The sequence below is a fragment of the Prosthecodimorpha staleyi genome (assembly GCF_018729455.1).
Lineage (GTDB): Bacteria > Pseudomonadota > Alphaproteobacteria > Rhizobiales > Ancalomicrobiaceae > Prosthecodimorpha > Prosthecodimorpha staleyi.
Map to the genome: position 1 here is coordinate 299,893 of NZ_JAHHZF010000006.1, position 25,812 is coordinate 325,704.

23 protein-coding genes are annotated in these 25,812 nt (G+C 67.1%); 16 read left to right on the top strand and 7 right to left on the bottom strand.

Features of this window, described 5'->3' with window-relative positions; all coding sequences use genetic code 11:
* Positions 1–132: 132 nt before the first annotated feature.
* Both dksA and KL771_RS14115 read right to left on the bottom strand, forming a co-directional pair.
* Positions 133–552 (bottom strand): RNA polymerase-binding protein DksA, encoded by a 420-nt coding sequence (gene dksA, locus KL771_RS14110; protein WP_276557212.1) that lies wholly within the window; start codon positions 550–552, stop codon positions 133–135.
* 229 nt (positions 553–781) lie between these two features.
* Positions 782–1,276 carry a flagellar assembly protein FliX gene (locus KL771_RS14115; protein WP_315901497.1) on the bottom strand — a complete coding sequence of 165 codons (495 nt, stop codon included), beginning with the start codon at positions 1,274–1,276 and terminating at the stop codon, positions 782–784.
* Positions 1,277–1,473: 197 nt separating this feature from the next.
* Between KL771_RS14115 and KL771_RS14120 the strand changes: the two genes are divergently transcribed.
* From KL771_RS14120 to flaF, 9 genes are all read left to right on the top strand, one after another.
* Entirely contained in the window at positions 1,474–2,601 is a 1,128-nt protein-coding gene (locus tag KL771_RS14120; protein WP_261969188.1) for a flagellar basal body P-ring protein FlgI, read from the top strand.
* A gap of 5 nt (positions 2,602–2,606) precedes the next feature.
* A complete protein-coding gene (locus KL771_RS14125; RefSeq protein WP_210168249.1) occupies positions 2,607–2,918 on the top strand; it encodes a rod-binding protein in 312 nt (103 codons plus the stop codon).
* The gene (locus KL771_RS14130) at positions 2,915–3,403 is read left to right on the top strand and encodes a flagellar protein FlgN (protein WP_261969189.1); all 489 of its coding nucleotides are present in this window, start codon (positions 2,915–2,917) and stop codon (positions 3,401–3,403) included. The genes KL771_RS14125 and KL771_RS14130 overlap by 4 nt, the downstream gene beginning before the upstream one ends.
* Positions 3,404–3,663: 260 nt before the next feature.
* Positions 3,664–4,047 carry a hypothetical protein gene (locus tag KL771_RS14135; protein WP_261969190.1) on the top strand — a complete coding sequence of 128 codons (384 nt, stop codon included), beginning with the start codon at positions 3,664–3,666 and terminating at the stop codon, positions 4,045–4,047.
* Positions 4,048–4,316: 269 nt separating this feature from the next.
* Positions 4,317–6,197, top strand: a complete 1,881-nt coding sequence (locus KL771_RS14140; RefSeq protein ID WP_261969191.1) for a flagellin N-terminal helical domain-containing protein — start codon at positions 4,317–4,319, stop codon at positions 6,195–6,197.
* Positions 6,198–6,404: 207 nt separating this feature from the next.
* Positions 6,405–8,600, top strand: coding sequence for a flagellin N-terminal helical domain-containing protein (locus tag KL771_RS14145; protein ID WP_261969192.1), 2,196 nt, complete (start codon positions 6,405–6,407; stop codon positions 8,598–8,600).
* A gap of 174 nt (positions 8,601–8,774) precedes the next feature.
* Complete coding sequence (locus tag KL771_RS14150; RefSeq protein ID WP_261969193.1) at positions 8,775–10,973, top strand: flagellin N-terminal helical domain-containing protein; 2,199 nt, start codon at positions 8,775–8,777, stop codon at positions 10,971–10,973.
* Between the two features lie 189 nt (positions 10,974–11,162).
* Positions 11,163–11,597 (top strand): flagellar biosynthesis repressor FlbT, encoded by a 435-nt coding sequence (flbT, locus tag KL771_RS14155; RefSeq protein ID WP_261969194.1) that lies wholly within the window; start codon positions 11,163–11,165, stop codon positions 11,595–11,597.
* Positions 11,539–11,937: a flagellar biosynthesis regulator FlaF gene (gene flaF / locus KL771_RS14160; RefSeq protein WP_261969195.1), complete on the top strand. Its 399-nt coding sequence runs from the start codon at positions 11,539–11,541 to the stop codon at positions 11,935–11,937. Before flbT ends, flaF begins: the two co-directional genes overlap by 59 nt.
* Before the next feature lie 469 nt (positions 11,938–12,406).
* On the opposite strand, the gene KL771_RS14165 is transcribed toward flaF, so the two are convergent.
* The 3 genes from KL771_RS14165 to KL771_RS14175 are packed head-to-tail and all read right to left on the bottom strand — an operon-like array spanning position 12,407 to position 17,540.
* Entirely contained in the window at positions 12,407–13,915 is a 1,509-nt protein-coding gene (locus KL771_RS14165) for a hypothetical protein (protein WP_261969196.1), read from the bottom strand.
* A gap of 8 nt (positions 13,916–13,923) precedes the next feature.
* A complete protein-coding gene (gene flgK, locus KL771_RS14170) occupies positions 13,924–15,792 on the bottom strand; it encodes a flagellar hook-associated protein FlgK (protein ID WP_261969197.1) in 1,869 nt (622 codons plus the stop codon).
* Between the two features lie 29 nt (positions 15,793–15,821).
* A complete protein-coding gene (locus KL771_RS14175; protein ID WP_261969198.1) occupies positions 15,822–17,540 on the bottom strand; it encodes a flagellar hook protein FlgE in 1,719 nt (572 codons plus the stop codon).
* Between the two features lie 294 nt (positions 17,541–17,834).
* Between KL771_RS14175 and KL771_RS14180 the strand changes: the two genes are divergently transcribed.
* Together KL771_RS14180 and KL771_RS14185 are read left to right on the top strand one after the other, a co-directional pair.
* On the top strand, positions 17,835–18,680 hold the full coding sequence (locus KL771_RS14180; protein ID WP_261969199.1) for an AAA family ATPase: 846 nt from the start codon (positions 17,835–17,837) through the stop codon (positions 18,678–18,680).
* Between the two features lie 529 nt (positions 18,681–19,209).
* Positions 19,210–19,494 (top strand): GIY-YIG nuclease family protein, encoded by a 285-nt coding sequence (locus KL771_RS14185; RefSeq protein WP_261969200.1) that lies wholly within the window; start codon positions 19,210–19,212, stop codon positions 19,492–19,494.
* A 772-nt stretch (positions 19,495–20,266) separates the two neighbouring features.
* On the opposite strand, the gene KL771_RS14190 is transcribed toward KL771_RS14185, so the two are convergent.
* A complete protein-coding gene (locus KL771_RS14190) occupies positions 20,267–20,860 on the bottom strand; it encodes a hypothetical protein (RefSeq protein ID WP_261969201.1) in 594 nt (197 codons plus the stop codon).
* Between the two features lie 72 nt (positions 20,861–20,932).
* On the opposite strand from KL771_RS14190, the gene KL771_RS14195 reads away from it, so the two are divergent.
* Together KL771_RS14195 and KL771_RS14200 are read left to right on the top strand one after the other, a co-directional pair.
* Complete coding sequence (locus tag KL771_RS14195) at positions 20,933–21,508, top strand: DUF2975 domain-containing protein (protein WP_261969202.1); 576 nt, start codon at positions 20,933–20,935, stop codon at positions 21,506–21,508.
* 8 nt (positions 21,509–21,516) lie between these two features.
* Entirely contained in the window at positions 21,517–21,753 is a 237-nt protein-coding gene (locus tag KL771_RS14200) for a helix-turn-helix domain-containing protein (protein WP_261969203.1), read from the top strand.
* A 16-nt stretch (positions 21,754–21,769) separates the two neighbouring features.
* On the opposite strand, the gene KL771_RS14205 is transcribed toward KL771_RS14200, so the two are convergent.
* Complete coding sequence (locus KL771_RS14205) at positions 21,770–22,228, bottom strand: DUF2147 domain-containing protein (protein WP_261969204.1); 459 nt, start codon at positions 22,226–22,228, stop codon at positions 21,770–21,772.
* Between the two features lie 327 nt (positions 22,229–22,555).
* Between KL771_RS14205 and KL771_RS14210 the strand changes: the two genes are divergently transcribed.
* The 3 genes from KL771_RS14210 (at position 22,556) to KL771_RS14220 (ending at position 25,786) form a co-directional block, all read left to right on the top strand.
* A complete protein-coding gene (locus KL771_RS14210; protein ID WP_261969205.1) occupies positions 22,556–23,104 on the top strand; it encodes a SixA phosphatase family protein in 549 nt (182 codons plus the stop codon).
* A gap of 133 nt (positions 23,105–23,237) precedes the next feature.
* Positions 23,238–24,731, top strand: a complete 1,494-nt coding sequence (locus KL771_RS14215; RefSeq protein ID WP_261969206.1) for a YcjX family GTP-binding protein — start codon at positions 23,238–23,240, stop codon at positions 24,729–24,731.
* On the top strand, positions 24,728–25,786 hold the full coding sequence (locus tag KL771_RS14220; RefSeq protein ID WP_261969207.1) for a YcjF family protein: 1,059 nt from the start codon (positions 24,728–24,730) through the stop codon (positions 25,784–25,786). Before KL771_RS14215 ends, KL771_RS14220 begins: the two co-directional genes overlap by 4 nt.
* Positions 25,787–25,812 lie beyond the last annotated feature (26 nt).

The window sequence follows — 25,812 nt, forward strand, 5'->3', positions numbered from 1 at the left end:
CGAAATCGCCGCCGCGCCCGATGCGTCGCGGCTTCCGCCCGGACGCCCGCCAAGGGTGCGGACACGACCGGCGCTTCGGAGCCAATTCCGTTTCAGGGCGCCCGGCCTCTCGATGCCGGAAGCCATTCGGCGTCAGTCGTCACGGTAGACCCGCTCGCGCCGCTCGTGGCGTTCCTGCGCCTCGATCGACAGTGTCGCGATCGGGCGCGCATCAAGCCGCTTCAGGGAGATCGGTTCGCCGGTCTCCTCGCAATAGCCGTAGGTCCCGTCGTCGAGCCGCTTCAGCGCGGCGTCGATCTTGGCGATCAGCTTGCGCTGCCGGTCGCGGGCGCGCAGTTCGATGGCACGATCGGTTTCCGAAGAGGCGCGATCGGCGAGGTCGGGATGATTCTGGCTTTCATCGGCCAGATGCTGCAGAGTCTCTTTGGACTCCTTCAGGATATCATCCTTCCAGGCGTTAAGCTTCTTGCGGAAATACTCGCGCTGACGATCGTTCATGAAGGCCTCGTCGTCCGACGGGCGGTAATCCTCATCGAGCTCGATCGACACCATATGTCTTGCGTCTCCCATTGATCCCCCTCGCGAGGCGGGCGGAATATAGACACGGTACGGACCGGATACAACGCCGCATCGACGACGCGCGCATGAACATTCGCCAACGCCCAAAAATAAGGCGATCCACGGACTTAGGAGCTTTTGTCGAGATTGGCGGTGACGCCGCCGGGTCCGCGCTGCCGTCGGGAGCCACTGCCGGCACGGATCCGGATCGCCCCGCGTGGGCCTATTCCGGGAAGCGGCCGCGTTTGGCCAGTTCCACGCGGGCGCGCAGTTCGATCTCGTCGAGCAGCGCATCGACCTCGGCCTCGCCGGCCTCGGCCCGCTCGCCGAGCACGCCGGCAAGCCGTTCCAGCCGCTCCGGCGCGATCTCTCCGGACAGGAGATCGACCCGGATGTCGTCCAGGATGTCGAGCATGGCGAAGCCGCGCTTGACCGCCTTGCGCCGGCGCTCGTTCGGCGCATCGACCGCCTGCAGGGCCATCAGGGCGGCGACGTCGTAAATGCCGGTGGCGGCGGCGGTCGTGGTGGCGCGCTGGGTCTGCTGCTCTGGCAGCACGAAGCCGGTCCCCGCCCCGGTCTTCCGGGAGGCGCCCGGCCCCGCCGCAAGCCCCGTCCGGTTCGGCCCCTCGATCCGCATCGTCTCACCCCATTCCCGGCACCCGGCAGATCCGAATTCCTGCACGGTCCGGACGTCTCCGGTCGGAGGATTCGCCGGCATGGTTAACGAAGCCTTAACGACCCGGCAGAACTTGCCGGGCCCCGACGCTTCCTGCCGGTGAAGAAGGGGTCCGTTGAGCCCCCGATCGACCGCTCGCGCGCGGCATATCCCTGACGAACCAAGCGTTTTCGCATCCCCGCCGTCCTGGCACGGACCTCGCAAGGTTCTCTGGCGAAATCTCTGGGAGACCTCGTCCGATGCCGCGAAACGTCGTGAAGCGCCTTGCCGCCGTGCTGCTGTGCGGTCTGGTCGTCCTGCCGGGCGGCGCGGCGCCGGCGGCGGCGGCCTCGCGAATCAAGGATCTCGCCTCGATCGAGGGCGTGCGCGAGAACCAACTGGTCGGCTACGGCCTGGTGGTCGGCCTCAACGGCACTGGGGACAGCCTCAACAACGCGCCCTTCACCCGGCAATCCCTGCAGGCCATGCTGGAGCGGTTGGGCATGAACACCCGCGGTGCCAACCTGCGCACCGCCAATGTGGCCGCCGTCATGGTGACCGCCAACCTGCAGCCCTTCGCCACCCAGGGCAGCCGCATCGACGTGAACGTGTCCGCACTCGGCGACGCCAAGAGCCTGCAGGGCGGTACGCTGCTGGTCACCCCGCTGCTCGGCGCCGACGGCGAGGTCTATGCGATCGCGCAGGGCCCCCTCGCCGTCTCCGGCTTCGTCGCCAAGGGCGACGGGGCGAGCGTCACCCGCGGCGTTCCGACCACGGCCCGGATCGCCTCCGGCGCGATCGTGGAACGCGAGATCGAGTTCAAGCTCGCAACCATGAATTCGGTCCGCCTCTCGCTGCGCAATCCGGACTTCACCACGGCCCGGCGCATCGCCCAGGCGGTCAACGATCTGCTCGGCCAGCCCGTCGCCGAACCGACCGATCCGTCCAACGTGCGCATCACGCTGCCGCAGAAGTTCAACGGCAACATCGTCGACCTGATCACGGACATCGAGCAGCTCGCGGTGCAGCCCGACCTGCCGGCCAAGGTGGTGGTCGACGAAGCCTCCGGCATCATCGTGATGGGCCAGGACGTGCGCGTTTCCACCGTCGCCATCGCGCAGGGCAACCTGACCGTCACGGTCACCGAGGATGCCCAGGTCAGCCAGCCGAACCCGCTCTCGCAGGGCCAGACCGTGGTCACGCCGCGCACCCAGGTGACCGTCAATACCGACGACAAGCGCCGGCTCGGCATCGTGCGGGAAAGCGTCTCGCTGCGCGAGCTGGTCGATGGCCTCAACGCCCTCGGGGTCGGTCCGCGCGACCTGATCTCGATCCTGCATGCGATCAAGGCCGCCGGCGCGCTCCAGGCCGAAATCGAGGTGATCTGATGCGCATGACCGCCGACATCGCCATGCCGCCGTCGGCTCTGCACAGCGTGCCGACCGCCGACAAGTCCGGCGATCGCGCCAGCCGGATGCGCGCCGTCGCGCAGGAATACGAGTCCGTGTTCCTGTCCAGCATGCTCAAGCAGATGATGCCGGAGATCGATGCCAAGAGCCCGTTTCACGGCGGCTCGGCCGAGGAGACCTGGCGCGGCATGCTGGTCGACCAGTACGGCAAGTCGATCACCAAGGCCGGCGGCATCGGCATCGCCGACGCGGTCTATCGGGAATTGATGAAGGTCCAGGAAGGAGCCCGGTCGTGAACGACGTCTTCTTGTCCTCCGACGAGAACCCCGAAATCCTGGTGATGACGCCGGCCGCGGCGGAATCGATCCTCGCCGAACTCTCCGACACCATGGAGGGACTGATCGGCGCCATCGAGGAGGAGACCCGCCTCGTCCGCGCCGGCGCCCTCATCAAGGCGAGCGAGATCGAGCCGGAAAAGTCCCGCCTCGCCGCCGCCTATGTGCGCATCCGCGGCCGCGTGAAGACCAACTCGGTCGCGCTGGCCCGCCATGCCCCGGCGGCCGTCGAGGCGCTGCGCCGGCGCCATGGGGAGTTCGCGGACCTGCTCAAGACCAACCTCGCCGTGCTCGCCACCGCGCGCGAGGTCGCGGAGGACATCCTGCGCAACGTCTCGGAATCTGTCGGCCGGCAGGCCGGCCCGCGTACCTATGGGCCGGGCTCGACCGTGCGCCCCGCCGCACAGGTCGGCGCCCGCGGCATCGCGCTCGACCGGAGTCTCTGAGCGGCGTCATCGAGTCCCGTCCCGCTGCGGAAGGTTAACGCGGCAAGTCCCGAAATTCACGCATTCGATTTAAACGCTGCGGATATTCAACAGGATGCTTTGCCCAACATCCTGCGGCCGCGTCGAATTCACACGCGAAGACTCTCGGCAATTCGCCGATACCTGGAAATTCGCCATGATGAATTAACGAACGATTCAATCCGGCGGCCTAGCGTGATGGCGTTAGTAAGTGCGGGTCCAGGAGGACCCAGGAGATAGCCATGGACACCGGGTTGACCAGAACGGTCGCGAGCCCGCAGCCAGTGGCTCCTGCCCGACCGCCGGAGCTCTCGGCCGCGACCAAGACGGAATTGCCGATCGAAGCCACCGTGACGCAGGCGACCGCGTCCGGAGAAGCGCGCGGACGCGACACCCAGGCGGAGAGCCAGGCGGCTCGCGCCGGCATCCAGCTTCCGAGCCTGCGGCGCCGCGAAATCGAAAACGATGCCGCGACCGGCATGATCGTGATGAAGTATATCGAGGAGAATTCTGGCCAGGTCGTCGACCAGGTGCCGGCAGATGCCTATCTGCGCATGAAGAACGCGCTCAACGTGCTCCTCGACTCGGACATGAACCAGAGCCACGTCGCGCAGTACAGCGCCTGAAAGGGCGCTGTCGCCGGCCGGCTGAGCCCCGCCGCCCGTAGGGGCCGGCGGCTTTTGGCGTTTCTTGCCGACCGGCGCCGTCCGTAAACTGAAGATTCACCGTGAATCCTCCGTAAGTCAGTCTAGCGACGATTCAGACTCTGATAGCCAAAGCAACAAAAGCCCCAAAACGGGTTTCTATTCTTGATTTGGCGGAAAGGAAAACCCGGCCAGGGTGCGGCGTCTTCAGAAGGAGACGTGGACTAACCCCCCAGGACGGGATCTAATCAATGAGCGATATCGTTCTCTCGAAGGGCATCAGGTCGAACCTGATGCAGCTCCAGAATACCGCCGCCAACGTCGCGCTGACCCAGGGCCGCCTCGCCACCGGCAAGAAGGTGAACTCGGCCCTCGACAACCCGGCCAACTTCTTCACCTCGCAGTCGCTGTCCAGCCGCGCCAACGACCTGTCGAACCTGCTCGACGGCCTGTCCAACGGCATCAAGGTGCTGGAAGCCGCCGACAACGGCCTCAAGGCGATCACCAAGACCGTCGAATCGCTGCAGTCGACCGTGCTGCAGGCGCGCCAGGACAAGTCCAACAAGACCGAGTCCTTCACGCTCGACGCGACCGCGATCGGCACCTCGTCGGTGAAGAACATCTCGTTCTCCGGCGGCGCCGTCGGTTCGACCGCCGTCAACATCGCGCTGAACACGACCTCCTCGGCCGCCGTGCAGAGCACGGTCGCGGGTTCGGCCGCCTACACGGCCCCGACCGCCGGCTCCGCGGCGACCTCGGGCGGCGTGACGGCCTCGGGCACCTTCGCGTCGTTCACGCTCGGCGCTTCGGACACGCTGAAGTTCAATGTCTCGGTCGACGGCAGCGCCCAGGCCCTGACCTTCACCCAGGCGGAGGTCGACACGGCCCTCGGCGGCGGCAACGGCGCGATCACCTCGGTCGACGAACTCGCGACCGTCATCAACTCCAAACTGACCGGCGCGACCGCGTCGAACAGCTCCGGCGACCTCACCCTCACGTCGACCAGCACCGGCACCTCGTCCAACGTCAGCGTCACCTCGGTCGCCATCAACGACGGTTCGTCCGACACGGCGACCAACGACACCGGCTTCAACGGTACGACCGGCCAGACCGGCACCGCCGGCGCCGCCGCCGTCGCAGCCGTCGACCGGGTGATCTCGATCTCGGACGGCACCAACACCGCCAACATCACGCTGACCTCGGCCAATGCCGGCGATGCCGCCACGGCCGCGACCTACATCACCTCGCAGCTGACCTCCGCCGGCATCACCGGCACGGTCAGCAACAGCTCCGGCACGCTGACGCTCGCCGGCGCCTCGGACGGCTCCAACAGCCTCACGGTCGGTGGTGCCGGCGCCTCCGCGGTGTTCGGCGCGAGTGCCACCACCACGGCCGGCACCGCCGCGGTGACCGGTGCGGTCAAGTCGGTCGACGAACTGGTCACGGCGATCAACGGCAACTCGTCGCTGACCGGCAAGATCAAGGCGTCCAACGACAACGGCAAGCTGCGCATCGAGAACATCTCGACCTCCGACCTGACCGTCACCGGCGCCAACTCCTCCGGCTCGGTCACCGGCTCCGGCTCGGCGACCAACACCATCGGCGCCAACGAGGTGCGCAAGAACCTGGTGACGCAGTTCAACGACCTGCGCGGCCAGCTCGACAAGCTGTCGGACGACGCCTCGTTCAACGGCGTGAACCTGCTCAAGGGCGACAAGCTCAAGCTGAACTTCAACGAGAACTCGACCTCCACCCTCGAGATCCAGGCGAAGGACTCGGCCGGCGCCGTCCGCGAGATCACCAACGCCAAACTCGGCGTCACGGCCGCCACCAATGCCGAGTTCGAGAGCGACTCCTCGCTCGACAGCCGCGTCGAGAGCCTGCGGTCGTCGCTCGACACGATCCGCTCGCAGTCGTCGTCGTTCGGTTCGAACCTGTCGATCGTGCAGAACCGGCAGGACTTCACCAAGAACATGATCAACACGCTGCAGACCGGTTCCGACAACCTCGTCCTGGCCGATGCCAACGAGGAAGCCGCCAACCTCCTGTCGCTGCAGACGCGTCAGCAGCTGTCCCAGACCGCCCTCTCGCTGGCCAGCCAGGCCGACCAGGGCGTGCTGCGCCTGTTCTGATCGCTCCGGACCTTCGGTAACGTTGCATTAAGGGTGCGGCGGGGTTTGGTCCCCGCCGCACCGGATTTTCGAAATTCCTTCGCGTCCGCTAGGGGAAAGGGTCGAGTTTCAGACTGCGAATTAACCGACTGGCAAGACCCGCATGGTGTCATGACCCATCTCTCAGGATGAGAGGCGTCAATAGCACCCAGGATGGGAGCCAGTACTATGAGTGATATCGTCCTTTCGAAGGGCATCAGGTCGAACCTGATGCAGCTCCAGAATACCGCCGCCAACGTCGCGCTGACCCAGGGTCGCCTCGCCACCGGCAAGAAGGTGAACTCGGCCCTCGACAATCCGGCCAACTTCTTCACCTCCTCCTCGCTCTCCAGCCGCGCCAGCGACCTGTCGAACCTGCTCGACGGCCTCTCCAACGGCATTAAGGTGCTGGAAGCCGCGGACAACGGCCTCAAGGCGATCACCAAGACCGTCGAATCGCTGCAGTCGACCGTCCGCCAGGCGCGCCAGGACAAGTCCAACAAGACCGAATCCTACACGCTCGACACCGCCTCGATCGGCACGGCCACGGCGAAGAACATCTCGTTCTCCGGCGGCGCCGTCGGTTCGACCGCGGTCAATATCGCGCTGAACACCACGTCGACCGCGGCCGTCGCGAACTCGATCGCCGGTTCGGCCGCCTACACGGCCCCGACCGCCGCGGTGCAGAGCACCGTCGCCGGCTCGGCTGCCTACACGGCCCCGACCGCCGGCTCCGCGGCGACCTCGGGCGGCGTCACTGCGTCGGGCACCTTCGCGTCCATCTCGCTCGGTGCTTCGGACTCGCTCGAGTTCAACGTCTCCGTCGACGGCAGCGCCCAGGCCCTGACCTTCACCCAGGCCGAAGTCATCACCGCGCTGGGCGGCGGCGGCGGCACCATCGCCTCGGTCGATGAACTCGCCACGGTGATCAACTCCAAGCTGACCGGCGCCACCGCGTCGAACAGCTCCGGTTCGCTGGCCCTGACCTCGTCGTCCACCGGTACGTCGTCGAATGTCAGCGTCACCTCGGTCGCGATCAACGACGGCTCGACCAGCACGGCCACCAACGACACCGGCTTCGACGGCACCGCCGGCCAGACCGGCACCGCCGGTTCCGCCGCCGTCGCAGCCGTCGACCGCGTGATCACCATCTCGGACGGCACCAACACCGCCAACATCACGCTGACCTCGGCCAATGCCGGTGATGCCGCCACGGCCGCGTCCTACATCAACTCCCAGCTGACCTCCGCCGGCATCACCGGCACGGCGACCAACAGCTCCGGCACCCTGTCGCTCGCCGGTGCCGCCAACGGCTCCAACAGCCTGACGGTCGGCGGCGCCGACGCCAACGCCGTGTTCGGCGCGGGTGCCACGACCACGGCCGGCGCGGCTGCGGTCGACCGGGTGATCTCGATCTCGGACGGCACCAATACCGCCAACATCACCCTGACCTCGGCCAATGCCGGCGATGCCGCCACGGCCGCGACCTACATCACCTCGCAGCTGACCTCCGCCGGCATCACCGGCACGGTCAGCAACTCGTCCGGCACGCTGACGCTGACCGGCGCCTCGAACGGCTCCAATACCCTGACCGTTTCGGGCGCGGGCTCGACGTCGGTGTTCGGCGCCAGCCCGACCACCACGGCGGCGACTGCAGCCGTGACCGGCGCGACCAAGTCCGTCGATGAAATCGCCGACGCGATCAACGCCGACTCCACCCTGTCGGGCAAGGTCAAGGCCTCCAACGACAACGGCAAGCTGCGCATCGAGAACCTGTCGACCGCGGACCTGACCGTCGGCGGCGTGAGCTCGACCGGTTCGGTGACCGGCTCCGGCTCGGCCTCCAACACGATCGGCCCGAACGACATCCGCAAGAACCTGGTGACGCAGTTCAACGACCTGCGCAACCAGCTCGACAAGCTGTCGGACGACGCGTCCTTCAACGGCATCAACCTCCTGAAGGGCGACAAGCTCAAGCTGAACTTCAACGAGAACTCGACCTCCACCCTCGAGATCCAGGCGAAGGACACGGCCGGCAACGTTCGCGAGATCACGAACTCGAAGCTCGGCATCGATGCGGCGAGCAACGCCGAATTCGAGGACGACGCGCAGCTCGACGAACGTCTGAACACCCTCAAGGAATCGCTCGACACGATCCGCTCTCAGTCGTCGTCGTTCGGTTCGAACCTGTCGATCGTGCAGAACCGGCAGGACTTCACCAAGAACATGATCAACACGCTGCAGACCGGTTCCGACAACCTCGTCCTGGCCGATGCCAACGAGGAAGCCGCCAACCTCCTGTCGCTGCAGACGCGCCAGCAGCTGTCCCAGACCGCCCTCTCGCTGGCCAATCAGGCCGACCAGGGCGTGCTGCGACTGTTCTGATCGCTGCGAAGACTGTTCGGACGCCATCGGCGGCGGGGTTCTCCCCGCCGCCCTTTTCGCGTTCATCCGGATGAATCTCGGCACAGCGTGTAAACACTTCATTAACCCTAATGAGTGCTTAATGCCCCGAACAGTAATCGACTCCGCGTCGAGGCCCTGCGAGGGAAGCCAAAGATGTCCGATATCGTCCTTTCCAAAGGCATCCGCAACAATCTGCTCCAGTTGCAGAACACGGCGGATAAGGTCGCCCTGACGCAGGGGCGGTTGTCGACCGGCAAGAAGGTCAATTCGGCACTCGACAATCCGACGAATTTCTTCACCGCCGCGTCGCTGACCAGCCGGGCGAAGGACCTGACCAACCTGCTGGATGGTCTGTCGAGCGGCATCAAGGTGCTGGAAGCCGCCGACAACGGCCTCAAGGCGATCACGCGGACGATCGAATCACTTCAATCCACGGTCCGTCAGGCGCGCCAGGACAAGACCTTCAAGTCGCAGACCTATTCGCTCGACACCACGACGATCGGCACCTCGGCGCTGAAGAACATCTCGTTCTCCGGTGGCGCCGTCGGTTCGACCGCGGTCAACGTGGCCCTGAACACCACCGCCGCAGCGGCCGTCCAGAACACGATCGTCGGTTCGGCCGCCTACACGGCGCCGACCGCGGCGGTGCAGAGCACCGTCGCGGGCTCCGCCGCCTATCAGGCCCCGACCGCAGCTGTCGCCGCGACCTCGGGCGGCGTCACCGCGTCGGGCACCTTCGCGTCCTTCTCGCTCGGTGCGTCGGACACGCTCGAGTTCAACGTCTCCGTCGACGGTTCCGCGCAGGCCCTGACCTTCACCCAGGCCGAGGTCATCACCGCGCTCGGCGGCGGCGGCGGCACCATCGCTACCGTCGATGAATTGGCCACCGTCATCAACTCCAAGCTGACCGGCGCCACCGCCTCGAACAGCTCCGGCGACCTCGCTCTGACCTCGTCGTCCACCGGGACGTCGTCCAACGTCAGCGTGACCTCCGTCGCGATCAACGACGGCAGCACCTCGACGGCGACCAACTCGACCGGCTTCGACGGCACCGCCGGCCAGACCGGCACCGCCGGCTCCGCCGCCGTCGCCGCGGTCGACCGCGTGATCACGATCTCGGACGGCACCAACACCGCCAACATCACGCTGACCTCGGCCAATGCCGGCGATGCCGCCACGGCCGCATCCTACATCAACTCCCAGATGACCTCCGCCGGCATCACCGGCACGGTCACCAACAGCTCGGGCACCCTGTCGCTCGCCGGCGCGGCCAACGGCTCCAACAGCCTGACGGTCGGCGGTGCAGACGCCAACGCCGTGTTCGGCGCGGGTGCCACGACCACGGCCGGCGCGGCTGCGGTCGACCGGGTCATCTCGATCTCGGACGGCACCAACACCGCCAACATCACCCTGACCTCGGCCAATGCCGGCGATGCCGCCACGGCCGCGACCTACATCACCTCCCAGCTGACCTCCGCCGGCATCACCGGCACGGTGACCAACAACGCCGGCACACTGACGCTCGCCGGCGCGGTGGCGGGCACCAACAATCTGACCCTCTCCGGCGCCGGGGCCTCCGCGGTGTTCGGATCCAGCCCGACCACGACGGCCGGAACGGCCGCGACCGGCGGCTCGGTCAAGACCGTCGACGAACTGGTCGCAGCCATCAACAGCAACACCAGCCTGACCGACAAGGTTCGGGCCTCCGCCGACAACGGCAAGCTGCGGATCGAAAACCTGTCGACCGACTCGCTCGACATCAGCGGTATCGCCAGCGGCGCCGTCACCGGCACCGGCACGACGACCACCGACGCGATCGGCCCGAACGACGTGCGCAAGAACCTGGTCACGCAGTTCAACGACCTGCGCAACCAGCTCGACAAGTTCTCCGACGACGCCTCCTTCAACGGCATCAACCTCTTGAAGGGCGACAAGCTCAAGCTGTTCCTGAACGAGAATTCGACCTCGACCATCGAGGTCCAGGCGAAGGACACGGCCGGCAACGTCCGCGAGATCTCGAATACGAAGCTCGGCATCGATGCCGCCACCAATGCGGAATTTGAGGACGACACCGCGCTCGACAGCCGCCTCGACGGACTGAAGACCGCGCTGGATACGATCCGCTCGCAGTCCTCGTCCTTCGGCTCGAACCTGTCGATCGTGCAGAATCGTCAGGACTTCACCAAGAGCACGATCAATACCCTGCAGACCGGCGCCGACAACCTGACGCTGGCCGACATGAACGAGGAAGCCGCCAACCTCCTGTCGCTGCAGACGCGCCAGCAGTTGTCCCAGACCGCCCTCTCGCTGGCCAATCAGGCCGACCAGGGCGTGCTGCGACTGTTCGGCTAAGGTCGTTTCGGGTAAAAGCCGACGCAGCCGTATCGGGCGTGCGTCGGCTTTCGCATTCGCAGAAAGACTCCGGGCCGGGATGGGCGGCGGGGATGACCCGCCGCATTTTCTTGTCCGGTCGGATTGCGAAACGATTGTTTACGAATTCTTGGCCCGCCGCACCTAGGCTCTTCCAGAAGGAAAATCGCCATGGCGTTGAAGGTCGAACTGAAGCCGGGCGAGCGGATCATCATCGGCGATTGCGTCATCACGAACGACAATCAGCGGACCCGCTTGTTCATCGAAGGCGACGCGCCGATCCTCCGCGAGAAAGACGTGCTTCCGCCAAAGACGGCAACGACGGGTGCCAAGCGCATCTATCTTGCCATTCAACTCATGTACCTGGCGCGCAATCACGAGAAATACTGGGTTGAATACCAAATCCTGAAGTCGGAATTCCTGGATGCCGCCCCCTCCGCTCTTCCGCTGATTCAGGAGATCGAGAAGGAGATGTTAACCGGGAATCTCTATAAATCTATCAAGGCTGCAAAAGCACTGATCGAATTCGAAGAAGGACTGCTCGATCATGCACAACGCAAGTTCGGTCTACGCGAAGACAGCTCAGAAGACGGCCAGCCCGCGTGAGCTCGAAGCGCAGCTTCTGCTCAAGGCCGCGGCAAAGTTGCAGATGATCGTCGACGGAACGACCACCGATCCCGAACAGATCCAGGAATCGCTTCGCTACAATCGTCGCCTGTGGACCATCCTGCTCGCCTCCCTGACCGAGCCGACCAATCCGCTGCCGCAGGAGATCCGCCAGAACATGGCCAACCTGGCCCTGTTCCAGGTCAGTCACACCCGCGCCGTCGAACTCGAACCCGACGCCAACGCCGTGCCGATCCTTGTGACCATCAACCGCCGCATCGCCGAAGGCCTGCGCTCGGTGCCGGCCGCCATGCCGGAACGGACCGACATTCCGGCCTGAAGACCCGTGACACCCCCTGCCCGACCGGCACTCGCCGGTCGGCGGCAGGAACGGGCGCCGGCACCGGGCCTCTGCCCGGCACCGGGCCTATGGCCGGCACCGGACTTCTTGCCGAGCATGCATGCCGGCACCGGCCGGGATCGGCATCGATCGCGATGGATCGGCAGAGCCAACCGCCCCTGCCAACCGCCCCTGCCAGCCGTCGCTGTTTGTCGCGACCCGGAACGCCGGCGCATCGAACCTTAGACGCATGGCGACGTCCGCCGCTGACGCTTCGGCAAGCGGCTTTCCCGCGATCCGCCCCGGTCGCCCCTCTCGGATCCGTCTCGACGCCCGCCGGCACGGCCGGTCCCCTGAACCCGCCGCTCCCATGACGGATCGGGCCGCTGCGCCCCCCGAAGGCGGTCGCGCGACCCGCCGCCGTGATCCATCCGCGCCGGGGAGCCGCCGACCGAGCCCCTTCGGGTCCTCACATGTAGTTGGTCAGGCTGAGCTTGTAGAGGATCGAGGTCGCCTCATAGCTTGCCTGCATGCTGGTCTGCAGGGCCAGCATCTTCACGCCGACCTCGTTCTTGTCGGACTGCTCGATCCCGTCCAGGAAGGTCTGCACCGTGCCGGCCGTCTGGGTGTGGCGCTCGCCGGCCTGCTTGTTGCCCTGCTGGGCGAGCGCGATCTCCATGGCGACCGAGGTCAGCGTCTGGGTCCCCGGCGGTGAGGCCAGATTGGCCTTCAGCTTGCTGGCGAGCGACGACTGCAGCGCCTTTTCGGTGGTACCGCCGGCGCTCATATCGACGGCCGCCATCACGGCGAACTGGCGCATGTTCCAGGTGAAGGCCTCCTCGTTGCCGCGCATGCCGTAGGAGATCGACACATTGGTATCGACCTGGGCCTGGACCTGATTGCGCGGCGAGGCTCCCGGTGCGAGCGCGCCATTCTCGCCCTTGTACCATTGCATCGTATTGGCGGCCGTGCCGTCGACCAGCGCTGTCGCGGTATCGAAGGGCGGACCGTCGACGCGCTGCGGCGCCTGACCGCCGAAAGTGTCGAAGAAATTGCCCGAAGCCGCCACCGCGGAGGCGGCGGTGAGGTCGGTGCCGGCCGCGAAGGCGAGCCGATTGGCCAAGACGCTCTGGAGATTGGCGGCCGTATCGTCCGGCGTCGCACCGAGCGCGAACAGGCCCTTGTCGGGTTCGGTCGTATCGCCGACCTTCAGGGTGACGCTGGTCGCCGTGCCGTCGGGCATGTCGAGCGTGAAGGTGATGCTCTCGCCGACCGCCGGCTGGCCCGTGAAGGTGATGCTGGACGTCTGCGGGCTGCCGCTCGGTGCCGCCACGGTCGCGTTGGCGAGCGAGGAGGTGACCGCATTCAGCTTGAAGCCGAACGGGTGGCTGCCGTCCTCGGCGAGCGTCACCACGCCGGCGGCCGCGGTCAGGCTGAGCCGGCCGTTGCCGTTGCCGAGATCGGCCTGGCGGCGCTCGGTTATGACCTGCTTGAAGCCGGCCTGCGTGCCGAACCCGTCCATGATCCGGTCGATCGTCTCGGCCGGCGGCTTGTCGGTCTGCCGGCCGCCGAACATGTAGCGTCCGGCCGTCTCGGAATTCATCAGGCCGAGAAACTCGTTGAGCGCGTTGTAGGCGTTCTTCTGCTGGCCGGTCACGCCGTCGGACAAGAGGTTGAACTGGTTCGGGTCGAAGGCCTTGCGGGTCTCGTCGATGACGTTCTGCATATGCGTCAGCGTGGTCGATGTGGTCTTCAGGCGGATGTCCATCAGCCCGATCGTCTGCTGGAACGCGCCGGTATTCTCCAGCTTGCTGCGCAGCGAGACCGCGACCGATCGCTCGGTGCCGAGGCCGCCATAGGTGGTGGCCTTCATGCCGGTGCCGAGTTGCCGGCTCAGGTCCTCCATCTGCGAGCGCATGGTCATCAGCTGCGCGACGACCGAGGCGGAATAGCCGGGAGGGCTGGTGAGATTGACCATGATTCGGCTCAGCTCCTCATCAGCGCATCGAGCATTTCGCGCGCCACCTGCAACACCCGCGCATTGGCCGCGTAGGCGGACTGCAATTGAATCAGTCGGGCCATCTCCTGGTCGATATTAACCGAGGAGGACTCCGTCATCCGGGTCTCCAGGTTGTTCTGGATCAGGTCCTGACTGTCCTTGGCGGCCTGGGTGTCCGAGACCGTCATGCCCCAATGCGACACGACCGCGTTGGCGAAGCCGTCGATGGTCGCCGTGAAGGCCGTCTGCCCGGACACGACGCCGGTGTCGGGACCGAAGGCGAAGCTGGTATCGGCGAGCCGGCTGATGAGTTCGTTCGGCCGCGCCGGATCGCCGGCCAGCGTCGCCGGGCTCGTCTGCCACTCAACCAGGTGCGAGGGATCCTGCAGGATGGCGTCGTTGACGGCGATGCGGGCCGAGAAGCCGCGCCGCTGCAGGCCGCCGTCGACGCTGTCGGTGAACAGCGTGCCGCCGGTGCCGTCGGTGAACAGCGGAAAGCCGAGATCGCCGTCGATCGCCGCCGTCGTCGTCACGCGCGCCGTCAGCGACTTGATGTCGATCGTGCCGGCCGCGCCGTCGTCCAGGATCCGGAGCGTCGAGCCGGACGGATTGGAGACCGTGTAGGCGCCACCGAGCGCGGCCTGGATCTGGCTGGCCACGGAGGCCATGCCGCCGGAGAAGTCGAGGCCATAGACGGTGTCGCCGGCCTTCGCGGTGGCATCGTCGGAGAGCGGCAGGCTCGCGGCGCTGTCGACGCGCAGGAATGTGACGGTCTTGGTCTTACCGGTCGCGGTGTCGAGGGTTTCGAGCGTGATCGGATTGCCCGATTGCAGCGCCGAGAGATCGAGGTCGAAGCCGGCCTGCGCGCCGGACGTCACCGCCGTCCCGGCCACGTCCTTGCCTTGCATGGCGTCGGCCAGCGAGGCGGCGAGCGCGTCCATCTGGTTCTGGGCGGTGACCAGCATCCGGTCGCGCACATCCACATAGGCGGCGAGTTTGCCGGAGCGGATCAGTCCGCCGGCGATCAGGTCGACACTCGGCGCGCCGTTGGTCTCGACCGTGATGGTGCCGACCCCGCGCAAATCGGCATCGGCGTTCCACAGCGTATCGGGCGACAGCGTACCCTGCTTGTCGAAGCCCAGGGTGATGGCCGAACTGTCGACCAGGGTCAGTCCGGAACGGGTGAAGACGGTCATCTGACCGGCGCCGTTCTCGCGCGTCTGCACGTCGACCCAGGTGGCGAGTTCCTTGACCGAGAGGTCGCGGGCATCCTCCAGCGAGGCGCAATCCTGCCTGGCCGCCTTCTGGGCGACGATCTTCTCGTTCAGCGTCTCGATATTCTGCAGAAGCGTGTTGACGCGGCCGACGCCCTCGGCGATCGCCTGCTCGGCCTCGGTGCGCATGTCCTGGATGTCGGCCGAATACTGGTTGAGATTGAGCGCCACGCGCTTGGCCGCGTTGACCGCGTCGATGCGCGCCGTCAGGCTGTCGGGGCTTGCCGAGAGTGCCTGCAGCTTCTCGTTCATGGCGGCGAAGACGCTCGACAGGGAATTCGACGTGCCGGGCGTGCCCATCAGTTGGTCGAGACGTCCGGCGAACCGGTTCTGGACGTCGGCGAAGGTGGTCTGCGGGGTCGCCAGGTTGAGCTGGCGCTGCAGTTCGGTGTCGATCTGCCGCTGGACGGTGCCCCGGAGCCCGATCGTGCCGTTGGTGCCGACATAGTCGGCAACGGTCATCTCGCGCCGGACATAGCCCGGCTGCTGGGCGTGGGCGATGTTGAGCGCGACGGTGTCGGTCTCGCGCTGTGTGGACGCGAGACCGCTGACCGCGATCGACAGGGCCGAACTGATCGCCATGACGCACCTCCTGCTTCACGTTTCCGCGGTCAGCGGACGATGTTGAGCACGTCCTGCATCATGTCGTTGGCCGTAGTGATGATCCGGCTGTTGGCCGAATAGGCCTGCTGGGTGATGATCATCTTGGAGAACTCCTCCGCGATGTCGGTGTTCGACCCCTCCAGCGCCTGGCCGGTGATCGAGACCTCGTTCATCTTGACCGGCGATCCGGATTCGCGCGTCACCGAGAAGGCGCCGCCATCCTCGCGCTTCAGCGCGGAATCGCCGTTGAACTGGTAGAGCGGCACCTCGGCCACGTCGATCTGCTGGCCGTTGGTGTAGTTGGCGGTGATGCGCCCGTTGTCGCCGACCCCGACCGAGATCAGCGAGCCCGACGCATAGCCGTCCTGGTCGGTCAGGGTCACGTCGACATCGCCCTGCGAGGAGGCGTATTGGGTCAGCCCGTTGGTCCCGAAGTCGAAGGTGATCGACCCCATATTGTTGCCGTTGATCGACATGTTGGGGATGGTCACTTCGCCGGTGGTCGGCGAGGTCAGCTTGCCGGTCGAATTGAAGACGAAGTCGGTCCCGACATTGGTCCACATGGTCTCCGTACCGGTGGCCTCGGAATTCGACTGGTAGAACAGGTTCCAGGTCGCCGGGGAGTCGTCCATCTTGGCCCAGCGGAACTGCACGTCGGCCGGCGTGCCGGCGGCGTCGTAGACGGTGGTCGAACCGCCCTCGCGCGACTGCGACTGGAAGGTCGCGAAATCGGAGGCGATCACGACGCCAGTGCCGGCCGGAACCGCATCCGTGCCGCTCGCCGTCGCCGAGGTGCCGAAGCCCAGATCGGCCGCGACCGTATTGGTGCCGGTCGCAACGATGTTGTCGACCGTGATGCTGGCCGACGATCCGGTCGACGTCGAGGAGAAGACCAGCTTGCCGGCATCGGCGCCGGTGCCCGCCGCAACCGAGATGCCGGCCGGGAGCTGCGCGGAAATCGCCGTCACGGCCTCGCTGAGGCTGATCACGCCGGCGGTGCCGTCGCTCGGCCCCAGCGTCACAGTGGTGCCGTTGACGTCGAAGGTGAAGCTGTCGGTGGCGCTGGCCGAAAGGTCGATGTCGGTATAGGCGAGGCTTCCCGTTAGGCTCGGCGCGGTCGCCGCACTGGCGGCGTTCAGCCCCGGATTCTGGGTATAGTCGGTGATGTCGAGCAGCCCCGTGCGGGGTTCCTTCGGCAGGTTGGCGGCATATTCGATCTTGGTCGAGGCGCGGGCTTCGATCAGTCCGGTGGACAGCTTCATGAGTTGGGCCACATCGCCGACCGGGTTGCCGGTACCCGGGTCGATCGGGATGCCCATCAGGTAACCGCCGGCGCCGTTGACCAGGTAGCCTTCCTTGTCCATGACGAAGTCGCCGCGCCGGGTATAGAGATTGGCGCCCGAGAACTGCGCCTCACCGTCGCTTTCGCCGACCTTGCGCTGGATCTGGAAGTAGCCGTCGCCCGTGATCGCCATATGGGTGTCGATCGAGGAGGCGGAGACGGGTCCCTGCAGTGTGTTGGTCGCGCGCGCCGAGGCCAGCACCGAGCCGGAGCTCTGCCGGCTGGACGACTGCCCCATGCTCATGACGATGTCGGCAAAGGAGGTGTCCACCCGCTTGAAGGCGGTGGTCTGCGAGTTCGAGATGTTGCCGGAGATGTTCTCCAGCGCAAAGGATTGTGCCTGCAGACCGGCAACAGCGGTCGTCATGGCGCCGAAAATACCCATGGGGTGCCCCCTCCAACGCGAGGATCCGGGCATCGACCCGGCTCGAGGTTTCGGAGCACGCCGCGTGCCAGCGCGAAAATCGCGGATTCCTCATTCCAGGCAATGATTTTACTTTCGTTTACCAATCTTTTCGGGCGGCAGTTTCCGCCGGGGCCTGCAGCTTTTGCCGGGCGCCGGAGCCGATGGCGGGCCGGACCTGCCGGGCGTGCCCGCGCCGGGCCGCCATTCCAAAGGGTCGGTTTGCCGCAACGCGGCGATGCTTTATCGTCCGCGCCGGATTTCGAGAGGACGGACATGCGCTTCGAAGGCACCAGCGACTATGTGGCGACCGAGGATCTGCGGATCGCCGTCAATGCGGCGATCACCCTGGAGCGCCCGCTCCTCGTCAAGGGCGAGCCGGGCACCGGCAAGACGGTGCTTGCCCGGGAGGTCGCCCGCAGCCTCGGCCTGCCGTTGATCGAATGGCACGTCAAGTCGACCACCAAGGCCCAGCAGGGCCTCTACGAGTATGACGCCGTCTCGCGTCTGCGCGACAGCCAGCTCGGCGACGAGCGGGTGCGCGACATCCGCAATTACATCCGTCGCGGCAAGCTGTGGGATTCGTTCGAGGCCGAGGTGCGTCCGGTCCTGCTGATCGACGAGATCGACAAGGCCGACATCGAGTTCCCGAACGACCTGCTGCTCGAACTCGACCGGATGGAATTCTACGTCTACGAGACCGGCGAGACGATCAGGGCGCGGCGGCGGCCGGTGGTCATCATCACCTCCAACAACGAGAAGGAGCTGCCGGACGCCTTCCTGCGCCGCTGCTTCTTCCACTATATCCGCTTCCCCGATGCCGACACCATGCAGGCCATCGTCGACGTGCATTTCCCCGGCCTGAAGAAGCGCCTGCTCGACGAAGCGTTGCGCATCTTCTTCGAAATCCGCGACGTGCCCGGCCTGAAGAAGAAGCCGTCGACGTCCGAACTGCTCGACTGGATCAAGCTGCTCCTCAACGAGGATATCGACGAGACCACCCTGCGCGAGCGCGATCCGAAGAAGATCATCCCGCCCCTGCACGGCGCCCTGCTCAAGAACGAGCAGGACGTCCACCTGTTCGAACGCCTCGCCTTCATCGCCCGCCGCGACGGCCGCTGACGGCCCCGGAATCGCTTCGGCCGCGCGCCCCGCCCGATCCCACAACCGCATCCCCGGATAAGGCCCGAAGGGCCGCCGGATCCGGGGCCCACTCGCCTCCCAACGGCCGCTGAATTCCGTTATAGATCATAATCTTGTGGAAAGCCGGAAGCAGAGTAGGCCCCGGCTCTCCGCTGACGCTCCGGCCGGGGATGCGATGCGGGATGGGCAATCGTCTCCCGATGCCTCACGACCCGCGCGCCGTCCACAATCCCACAACCGGATCCCCGGACAAGGCGCGCACGCGCCGCCGATCCGGGGCCTACTCGCCTCCCAACGGCCGCTGAATTCCGTTATAGATCAGAATGTTGTGGAAAGCCGGAAGCAGAGTGGGCCCCGGCTCTCCGCTAACGCTCCGGCCGGGGATGCGCGGAAAGATCGTCGGATCCGCCGAATTTGGTTGCATCAACTGCAACTGCAATCAAGATAGTCGCCGTTTCACTTGAACCTGGCCAAACTCCCTTGCCTCACGGCGATCTCGGATTTTCGCATGTCTGCCTGGGTCTATATCCTTGCCAGTCGGAAGCAGGGCACGCTCTATGTTGGTGCGACAACCGATCTTGCCGGCCGCATGTGGGAACACCAGGAACGCATCAACAAGGGATTTACGGAACGCTACGGCGTGAGCCGACTGGTTTGGGTTTCAGAGTTTGCGACGATTTCGGAAGCCCTTGATTTTGAGTACCGGATCAAACGCTGGCGCCGCAACTGGAAAATCCAGATGATAGAGAAGGATAATCCGGACTGGAACGACCTGTCCGCCAATCTTCTTTAGCGTTTTTTCTCGTTTTACATTATGGGTTCCGCAAGACACACGGCACGGCGTCCACGTTTCATCTCGATCTGACCTTCAGGGCATCGGCAGTGCGGCATTAATTTCGCGGCGGTTTCAATTTCGCGGTCGCATCCCCGGACAAGGCCCGAAGAGCCGCCGATCCGGGGCCTACTCGCCTCCCAACGGCCGCTGAATTCCGTTATAGATCATAATCTTGTGGAAGGTCGGAAGCAGAGTGGGCCCCGGCTCTCCGCTGACGCTCCGGCCGGGGATGCGACCCTCTGGGGCACTGCTCCATTCAGAAGTAGATAGTAGGCAGCGCGCAATCGGCAGGGGAGCATTTGGCACTGGCCCCCTGCCGCAATCTCGCAACGCATCCCCGGACAAGGCGCGCACGCGCCGCCGATCCGGGGCCCACTCGCCTCCCAACGGCCGCTGAATTCCGTTATAGATCAGAATGTTTTGGAAGGCCGGAAGCAGAGTGGGCCCCGGCTCTGCGCTGACGCTCCGGCCGGGGATGCGTTGCGGGATGGGCCATCGTCTCCCGATGCCTCACGACCCGGGTACCCCGCCCGATCCCACCACCGCATCCCCGGACAAGGCCCAAAGGGCCGCCGATCCGGGGCCTACTCGCATCCCAACGGTCACCAGCTTTTCGGGACGTGCCGGGATTGGCGACAAGCCACGACACGGTGCGCCCCCGCTCTGCGTGGACGCCCGGGCCGGGGAAGCGGCAAACACTGGTCGCTGTGACCCCGCCCGGGCGACGGCCCTATCCGCAGGCACCGAGCGCTTCGACGGCGGGCTTGCCGGCAAGATCGCGCCGGAAATCGTAGCCCTGGATCAAAGGCGCGTAGTCCGGCGTCTGCTCGGTCTTGATCCAGGTGTCGAGCAGGAGCGGGCCGTCCGGCAGGCGGTCGGAGAGGAGGCAGCCGGCGGCCGTGATGGTCAGGCTGCCGGACCAGGCGCCGGGTTCGCGACCGTTGCGGGTCGCCACCGTCTCCCGGAAGGCGCGCAGCCGTTCGATCTCCTTGGGCGGCAGTCGGAACAGGTGCAGCGCCGAACCGGCGCGGGCCCGCGGCGTTCGGCCGAGGCCGTCGGCGGTTGCCGGGATCGCCTCGAGGGCGAGCGAGAGGGCGATCCGGTCGGCGCCGCCGATGCGGGCATGGACGACATCAAGGCGGACGCCCTCGGGCTTGGGGGCGATGGCCGCCGGCGCGGCGACGGCGGCGCGCAGGCGGACCGGATCGGCGGTCAGCGGGTCGAAATCCTTCATGGCCATCAGCCCCGCGGGGGCCATCTGGGCGCAGGAGGCGGCGACGAGGGACACGGCGAGAAGCGCCGCGCCCATCCGATAAACAGTCATGACTTTAACTCCAGGATTGACTTTTTTATGTTTTACGTAAATTTCTTTTCGCGTCAACCCATGGAGCGAAACATGACGGCTGCTCTTCGAGTCCCCCTTCCCGCGACCGCGGCCGAGCGCAAGCTGCGCGCCCGGATCGGCGGCATCTGCCGGTCTCTGCGCATTGCCGCCCTCGCCTATCCGGTCTGGGAACTGGCTCTGATCGTCTGGCATTGGAGCGACCGGGACGGCCTGACGGGCTACTATTCCGCGCTGCTGAAGGTGCCGATCGCCGACATCGCGCTTTGGCAGCGCGGCACGGCGGTCGCCTTCCATCTGGCGGCCTGGCTGCTGGTCGCGCGCGCGTGCCTGGAGGTCTACCGCCTGTTCGGCGGCTTCCTGATCGGCGAGGTCTTCTGTCCGGAAGCCGCGGCACGCCTGCGCCGCACGGCCCTGTTCGGTCTGGCCGCCGTCGTCGCCGGCATCCTGATCCGCCCGGTCCTGACCGTGCTGGTCACCCTCGGCAACCCGCCCGACCAACGCGCCATCGGCCTGCTGTTCGCGCCGCAGGACCTGCTCAACGTCCTGTTCCTGGTCGGCTTCCTGGCGCTCGCCGAGGTGTTCCGCGCCGCCGCCGAGATCGCCGCCGAAAACGCCGAATTCGTCTGAGGTCCGCCATGCCGATCATCGTGAATCTCGACGTGATGCTCGCCCGCCGCAAGGTCCGGTCCAAGGACCTCGCCGCCACCATCGGGATCAGCGAGGCCAATCTGTCGCTGCTGAAGTCCGGCAAGGTGAAGGGCGTCCGCTTCGGCACGCTCGCCCGAATCTGCGCCGCGCTCGACTGCCAGCCCGGCGACCTGCTCGAATATCGCCCCGGCGGAGAGGACGACGACGCCGACGAAGGTCCCTGACGGCTGCATCACCGCATCAGCGGATGCGCCGCCAGATTTGGCTGCGGCCGAACAGCGGCGTGCCGACATAGCCGCGCAGGGTCAGGGAATGGCCGTCCGGCGAGAGCGTCATGGTGCCCTGATAGGTGTTGCCGTCCTCCGGATCGAGCACCGTGCCGCCCGAATAGGTGTTGCCGTCGCGCCGGAAGCCGCGCATGAAGGTCATCCCGACGATCGGCTGGTTCTTCAGCCGGCCCGGGCACTTGTCGCAGATCGGGTGGCTGGATTCGCCGGGATCGGGAAAGACCCGCTGGACATGGCCGGAGAAGACGCCGCCACGCTCGACGATGCGGACATGACTGCGGATCTTGCCGGTCTTGTCGTCCGCCTGGGCCCAGTCGCCCGCCGCCGTCTCCGTGGCACGGGCACCGGCCAGGGTCGACAGGCCGGCCGCCAGCGCGACGCCGGCCAGCCATGCAATGCGAACTGCGATCATGCCGTTCTCCCCCCTGGGCCGCCGCCACCCGGGCCGTCGGACCGCCGCCCGGGCCGCCGCGGAATCCGAACCACCGGCCTCTTCATCCTTTGCCGCCCGATTGTGCCGGGCCGCGCCGGTGCGGAAAAGCCCGGAGGGCCGCTTCCGCAGCGAAAAGCGCCTGGCGTTGCACACCGGACCCGCGCCGTTCCAAATGGTGGAAAACCCGGCGGTGCAATGCCGGCTGCGGCGAATTCCCGATGGCCTCGGCGGGGGCCGGCGTGATATCCGCCGCGGCATGAGGCCCGCAAGGCCGACGGGCCGTCGAGAGCCGAGGGATAGGACCCGATGCCGCGTCTCATGCTGCTCCGCCACGCCAAGTCCTCCTGGGACGACGACCGTGCGGAGGATTTCGAGCGGCCGCTCAACACCCGTGGCCGCCGGGCGGCACCGCTGATGGGCCGCCACATGGCGACGCATCAACTGCAGCCGCAGCGCATCGTCTGCTCGTCCGCCCGCCGCACGCGCGAGACACTCGCCGGCCTGCTGCCCTATCTCGACGAAGACATGGAACTGCGCCTGACGCGCGACCTCTATGAGACCTCCGAGGACCGCTACCTGGATGTGCTGCGCGCCCAGGGCGGCGCATCGCGCAATCTCCTGCTGATCGGCCACAACCCGGCCCTGCAGGACCTCGCCCTGACCCTGATCGGCCAGGGCAATCCGTCGCTGACCGACGACATCCGCGAGAAATTCCCGACCGCAGCTCTGGCGGTGATCGATTTCGAAGCCCGGCGCTGGGTCGACGTGGAGCCGAAGAGCGGCCGGATCGTCGCCTTCTTCAGGCCGCGCGAACTGGCCATGGTCGACGCAGGCGCCGAGGACGACGACGAATAGGCGGCCGGTGACGCACCGCCCGTGCGCGCGGGCCCGCGCGCACGGTTTCCCTGCGGGCGCGCCGCGGCGACCGATTCGGACCCGCCCTCATTGCGCCGGCCGGGCGGCGGCCTACATGGGGGGCGGAGGGAGCATGCGGCTGACCAGCATCACCGACGAGGCGCGCATCGCGCTCGCCAACCTGACCGATTTCGCCAGCGGGATGATCGCCCCCTCGGTGCGCCTCGGCGTGACGGGGCTGTCGCGCGCCGGAAAGACCGTGTTCATCACCGCGCTGGTCCACAACCTGGTCCATGGCGGCCGCCTGCCCCTGTTCTCGGCCGCGAAGTCCGGCCGGCTGGCCGGCGCCCATCTGGAACCCCAGCCCGACGACGCCGTGCCGCGCTTCGATTTCGAGGCCCATGTCGAGCGCATGGTCGTCGGGCGCGTCTGGCCGGACTCGACCCGGCGCATTTCCGAACTGCGCGTGACCATCAACTACGAATCGGCGAGCCACTGGAACCGCCGCCTCGGTCGCGGCCAGTTGCATCTCGACATCGTCGACTATCCGGGCGAATGGCTGCTCGACCTGCCTCTGCTCGCCCGCGACTATGCCCGCTGGAGCGCGGAGGCGGTGGAACTCGCCCGCCTGCCGGCGCGGGCCGCGATCGCCGGCCCGTTCCTGGCGGCTCTTGAAGGCCTCGACCCGGACGGCGCCGAGGACGAGACCGTCGCACGCCGCCTCGCCGCGCTCTTCACCGACTATCTGCGGGCCGCCCGCGCCGATACGCATGCCCTCTCCACCCTGCCGCCCGGCCGCTTCCTGATGCCGGGCGATCTCGACGGCTCGCCCGCCCTCACCTTCGCGCCGCTCGATGTCGCGCGCGACCGCGCCGCCCTGCCGAAGTCGCTCGCCGCCATGATGGAGCGCCGCTACGACGCCTATCGCGACATCGTCGTGCGCCCCTTCTTCCGCGATCATTTCGCCCGTCTCGACCGGCAGGTCGTGCTGGTCGACGCCCTGCAGGCACTCAATGCCGGGCCGGCGGCGGTCGAGGATCTGCGCCATGCCCTCGGCGACATCCTGGAGGCGTTCCGGCCCGGCCGCGCCTCCTGGCTGTCCTCGATCCTGACCCGGCGGATCGACCGCATCCTGTTCGCCGCCACCAAGGCCGATCACCTGCACCGCTCGAGCCATGACCGGCTGGAGGCGATCCTGCGCCGGCTGGTCGGCAGCGCCATGGAGCGCGCCGCCTTCGCGGGCGCCGCCGTCGACGTGGTCGCGCTCGCCGCCGTGCGCGCGACCCGGGAGGCGACCGTGACGCGCGACGGCGAGCGCCTGCCGGCGATCCTCGGCGTGCCCGCGGCCGGCGAAACGATCGGCGACACGGTCTTCGACGGCACCGCCGAGGCCGCGATCTTCCCCGGCGACCTGCCGGCCGATCCGGACGTCCTGTTCCGTCAGGTGGCGGCCGGCGCAGCCGCCGGCGGCGCCCCTGCCGCCACCGCCTCGCTCGCGCCCGACGTGTCCTTCGTCCGCTTCCGGCCGCCCCGCCTGGAGCGTACCGCCGAGGGCGTAACCCTGTCGCTGCCGCATATCCGGCTCGATCGCGTGCTCGAATTCCTGATCGGAGACCGCCTGACATGAGCGACCGGCCACGCCGTCCCCAGGCCTTCCGCGTCGGCCCCGGCGGGATCGAGGTCGACCCGCCGGCCGCGCCGGGACAGGCCGGATCCGGTGCCGCCGATCGGCACCGGGCCGTGATCGAGATCGACGAGCCGCCCGAGGCTGAGGTCGACCAAGCCCTGGCGCGCGAGGCCCGCGTGCCGCTCGGCGGTCGCGGTCCGCGCTTCGCACGGCTGCTCGTCGGCGCGCTCGGCGGCCTGATCACCCTGGCGATCGGGCTGTGGGTCGATCAGTTGGTGCGGGATCTCTTCGCCCGCGCGGACTGGCTCGGCTGGCTCGCGCTCGGCCTTGCCGGGCTGGCCGTCTTCGCGCTCGCCGCCATCGTCGCACGCGAGGTCTCGGGCCTCATGCGGCTCGCCCGGATCGATCGCTTGCGCCAGGCCGTCGAGACGGCCAACCGCGCCGACGACGAGGCCGCCGCCCGCCGTCTCGCCACCGAGATTGCCGGGCTCTATGCCGGGCGCCCCGAGACTGCGCGCGGCCGCGCCGCTCTCGCCGCCCACATGCGCGAGGTGGTCGAGGGTCGCGACCTCCTGCTTCTCACCGAACGCGAGATCCTCGCCCCGCTCGACGCCGCCGCCCAGCGCCTCGTCTCGGAGGCGGCGCAGCGCGTCTCGGTGGTCACCGCGATCAGCCCCAAGGCGCTGGTCGACGTGGCCTTCGTCCTCTACGAGAATGTCCGCCTGATCCGCCGACTGTCCGATCTCTATGGCGGACGACCCGGGACGCTCGGCTTCGTCGGGTTCGTCGGCCGCGTCCTGTCCCATCTCGGCGTCACCGGTTCGATGGCGATCGGCGATACGCTGGTGCAGCAGGTCGTCGGCCAGGGGCTCGCCGCCAAGCTCTCAGCCCGGCTCGGCGAGGGTATCGTCAACGGCGTTCTGACCGCCCGGATCGGCCTTGCCGCCCTCGATCTGGTCCGCCCGATGCCGCATGAGGGCCTGCCGAAGCCAAGGCTCGCCGAGATCCTGCGCGACCTGACCCGCCGCCCCGGCGGCGGCGACGCCGCCGCCTAACTCCCTCTGCCGCGCCCTTGCGCTTC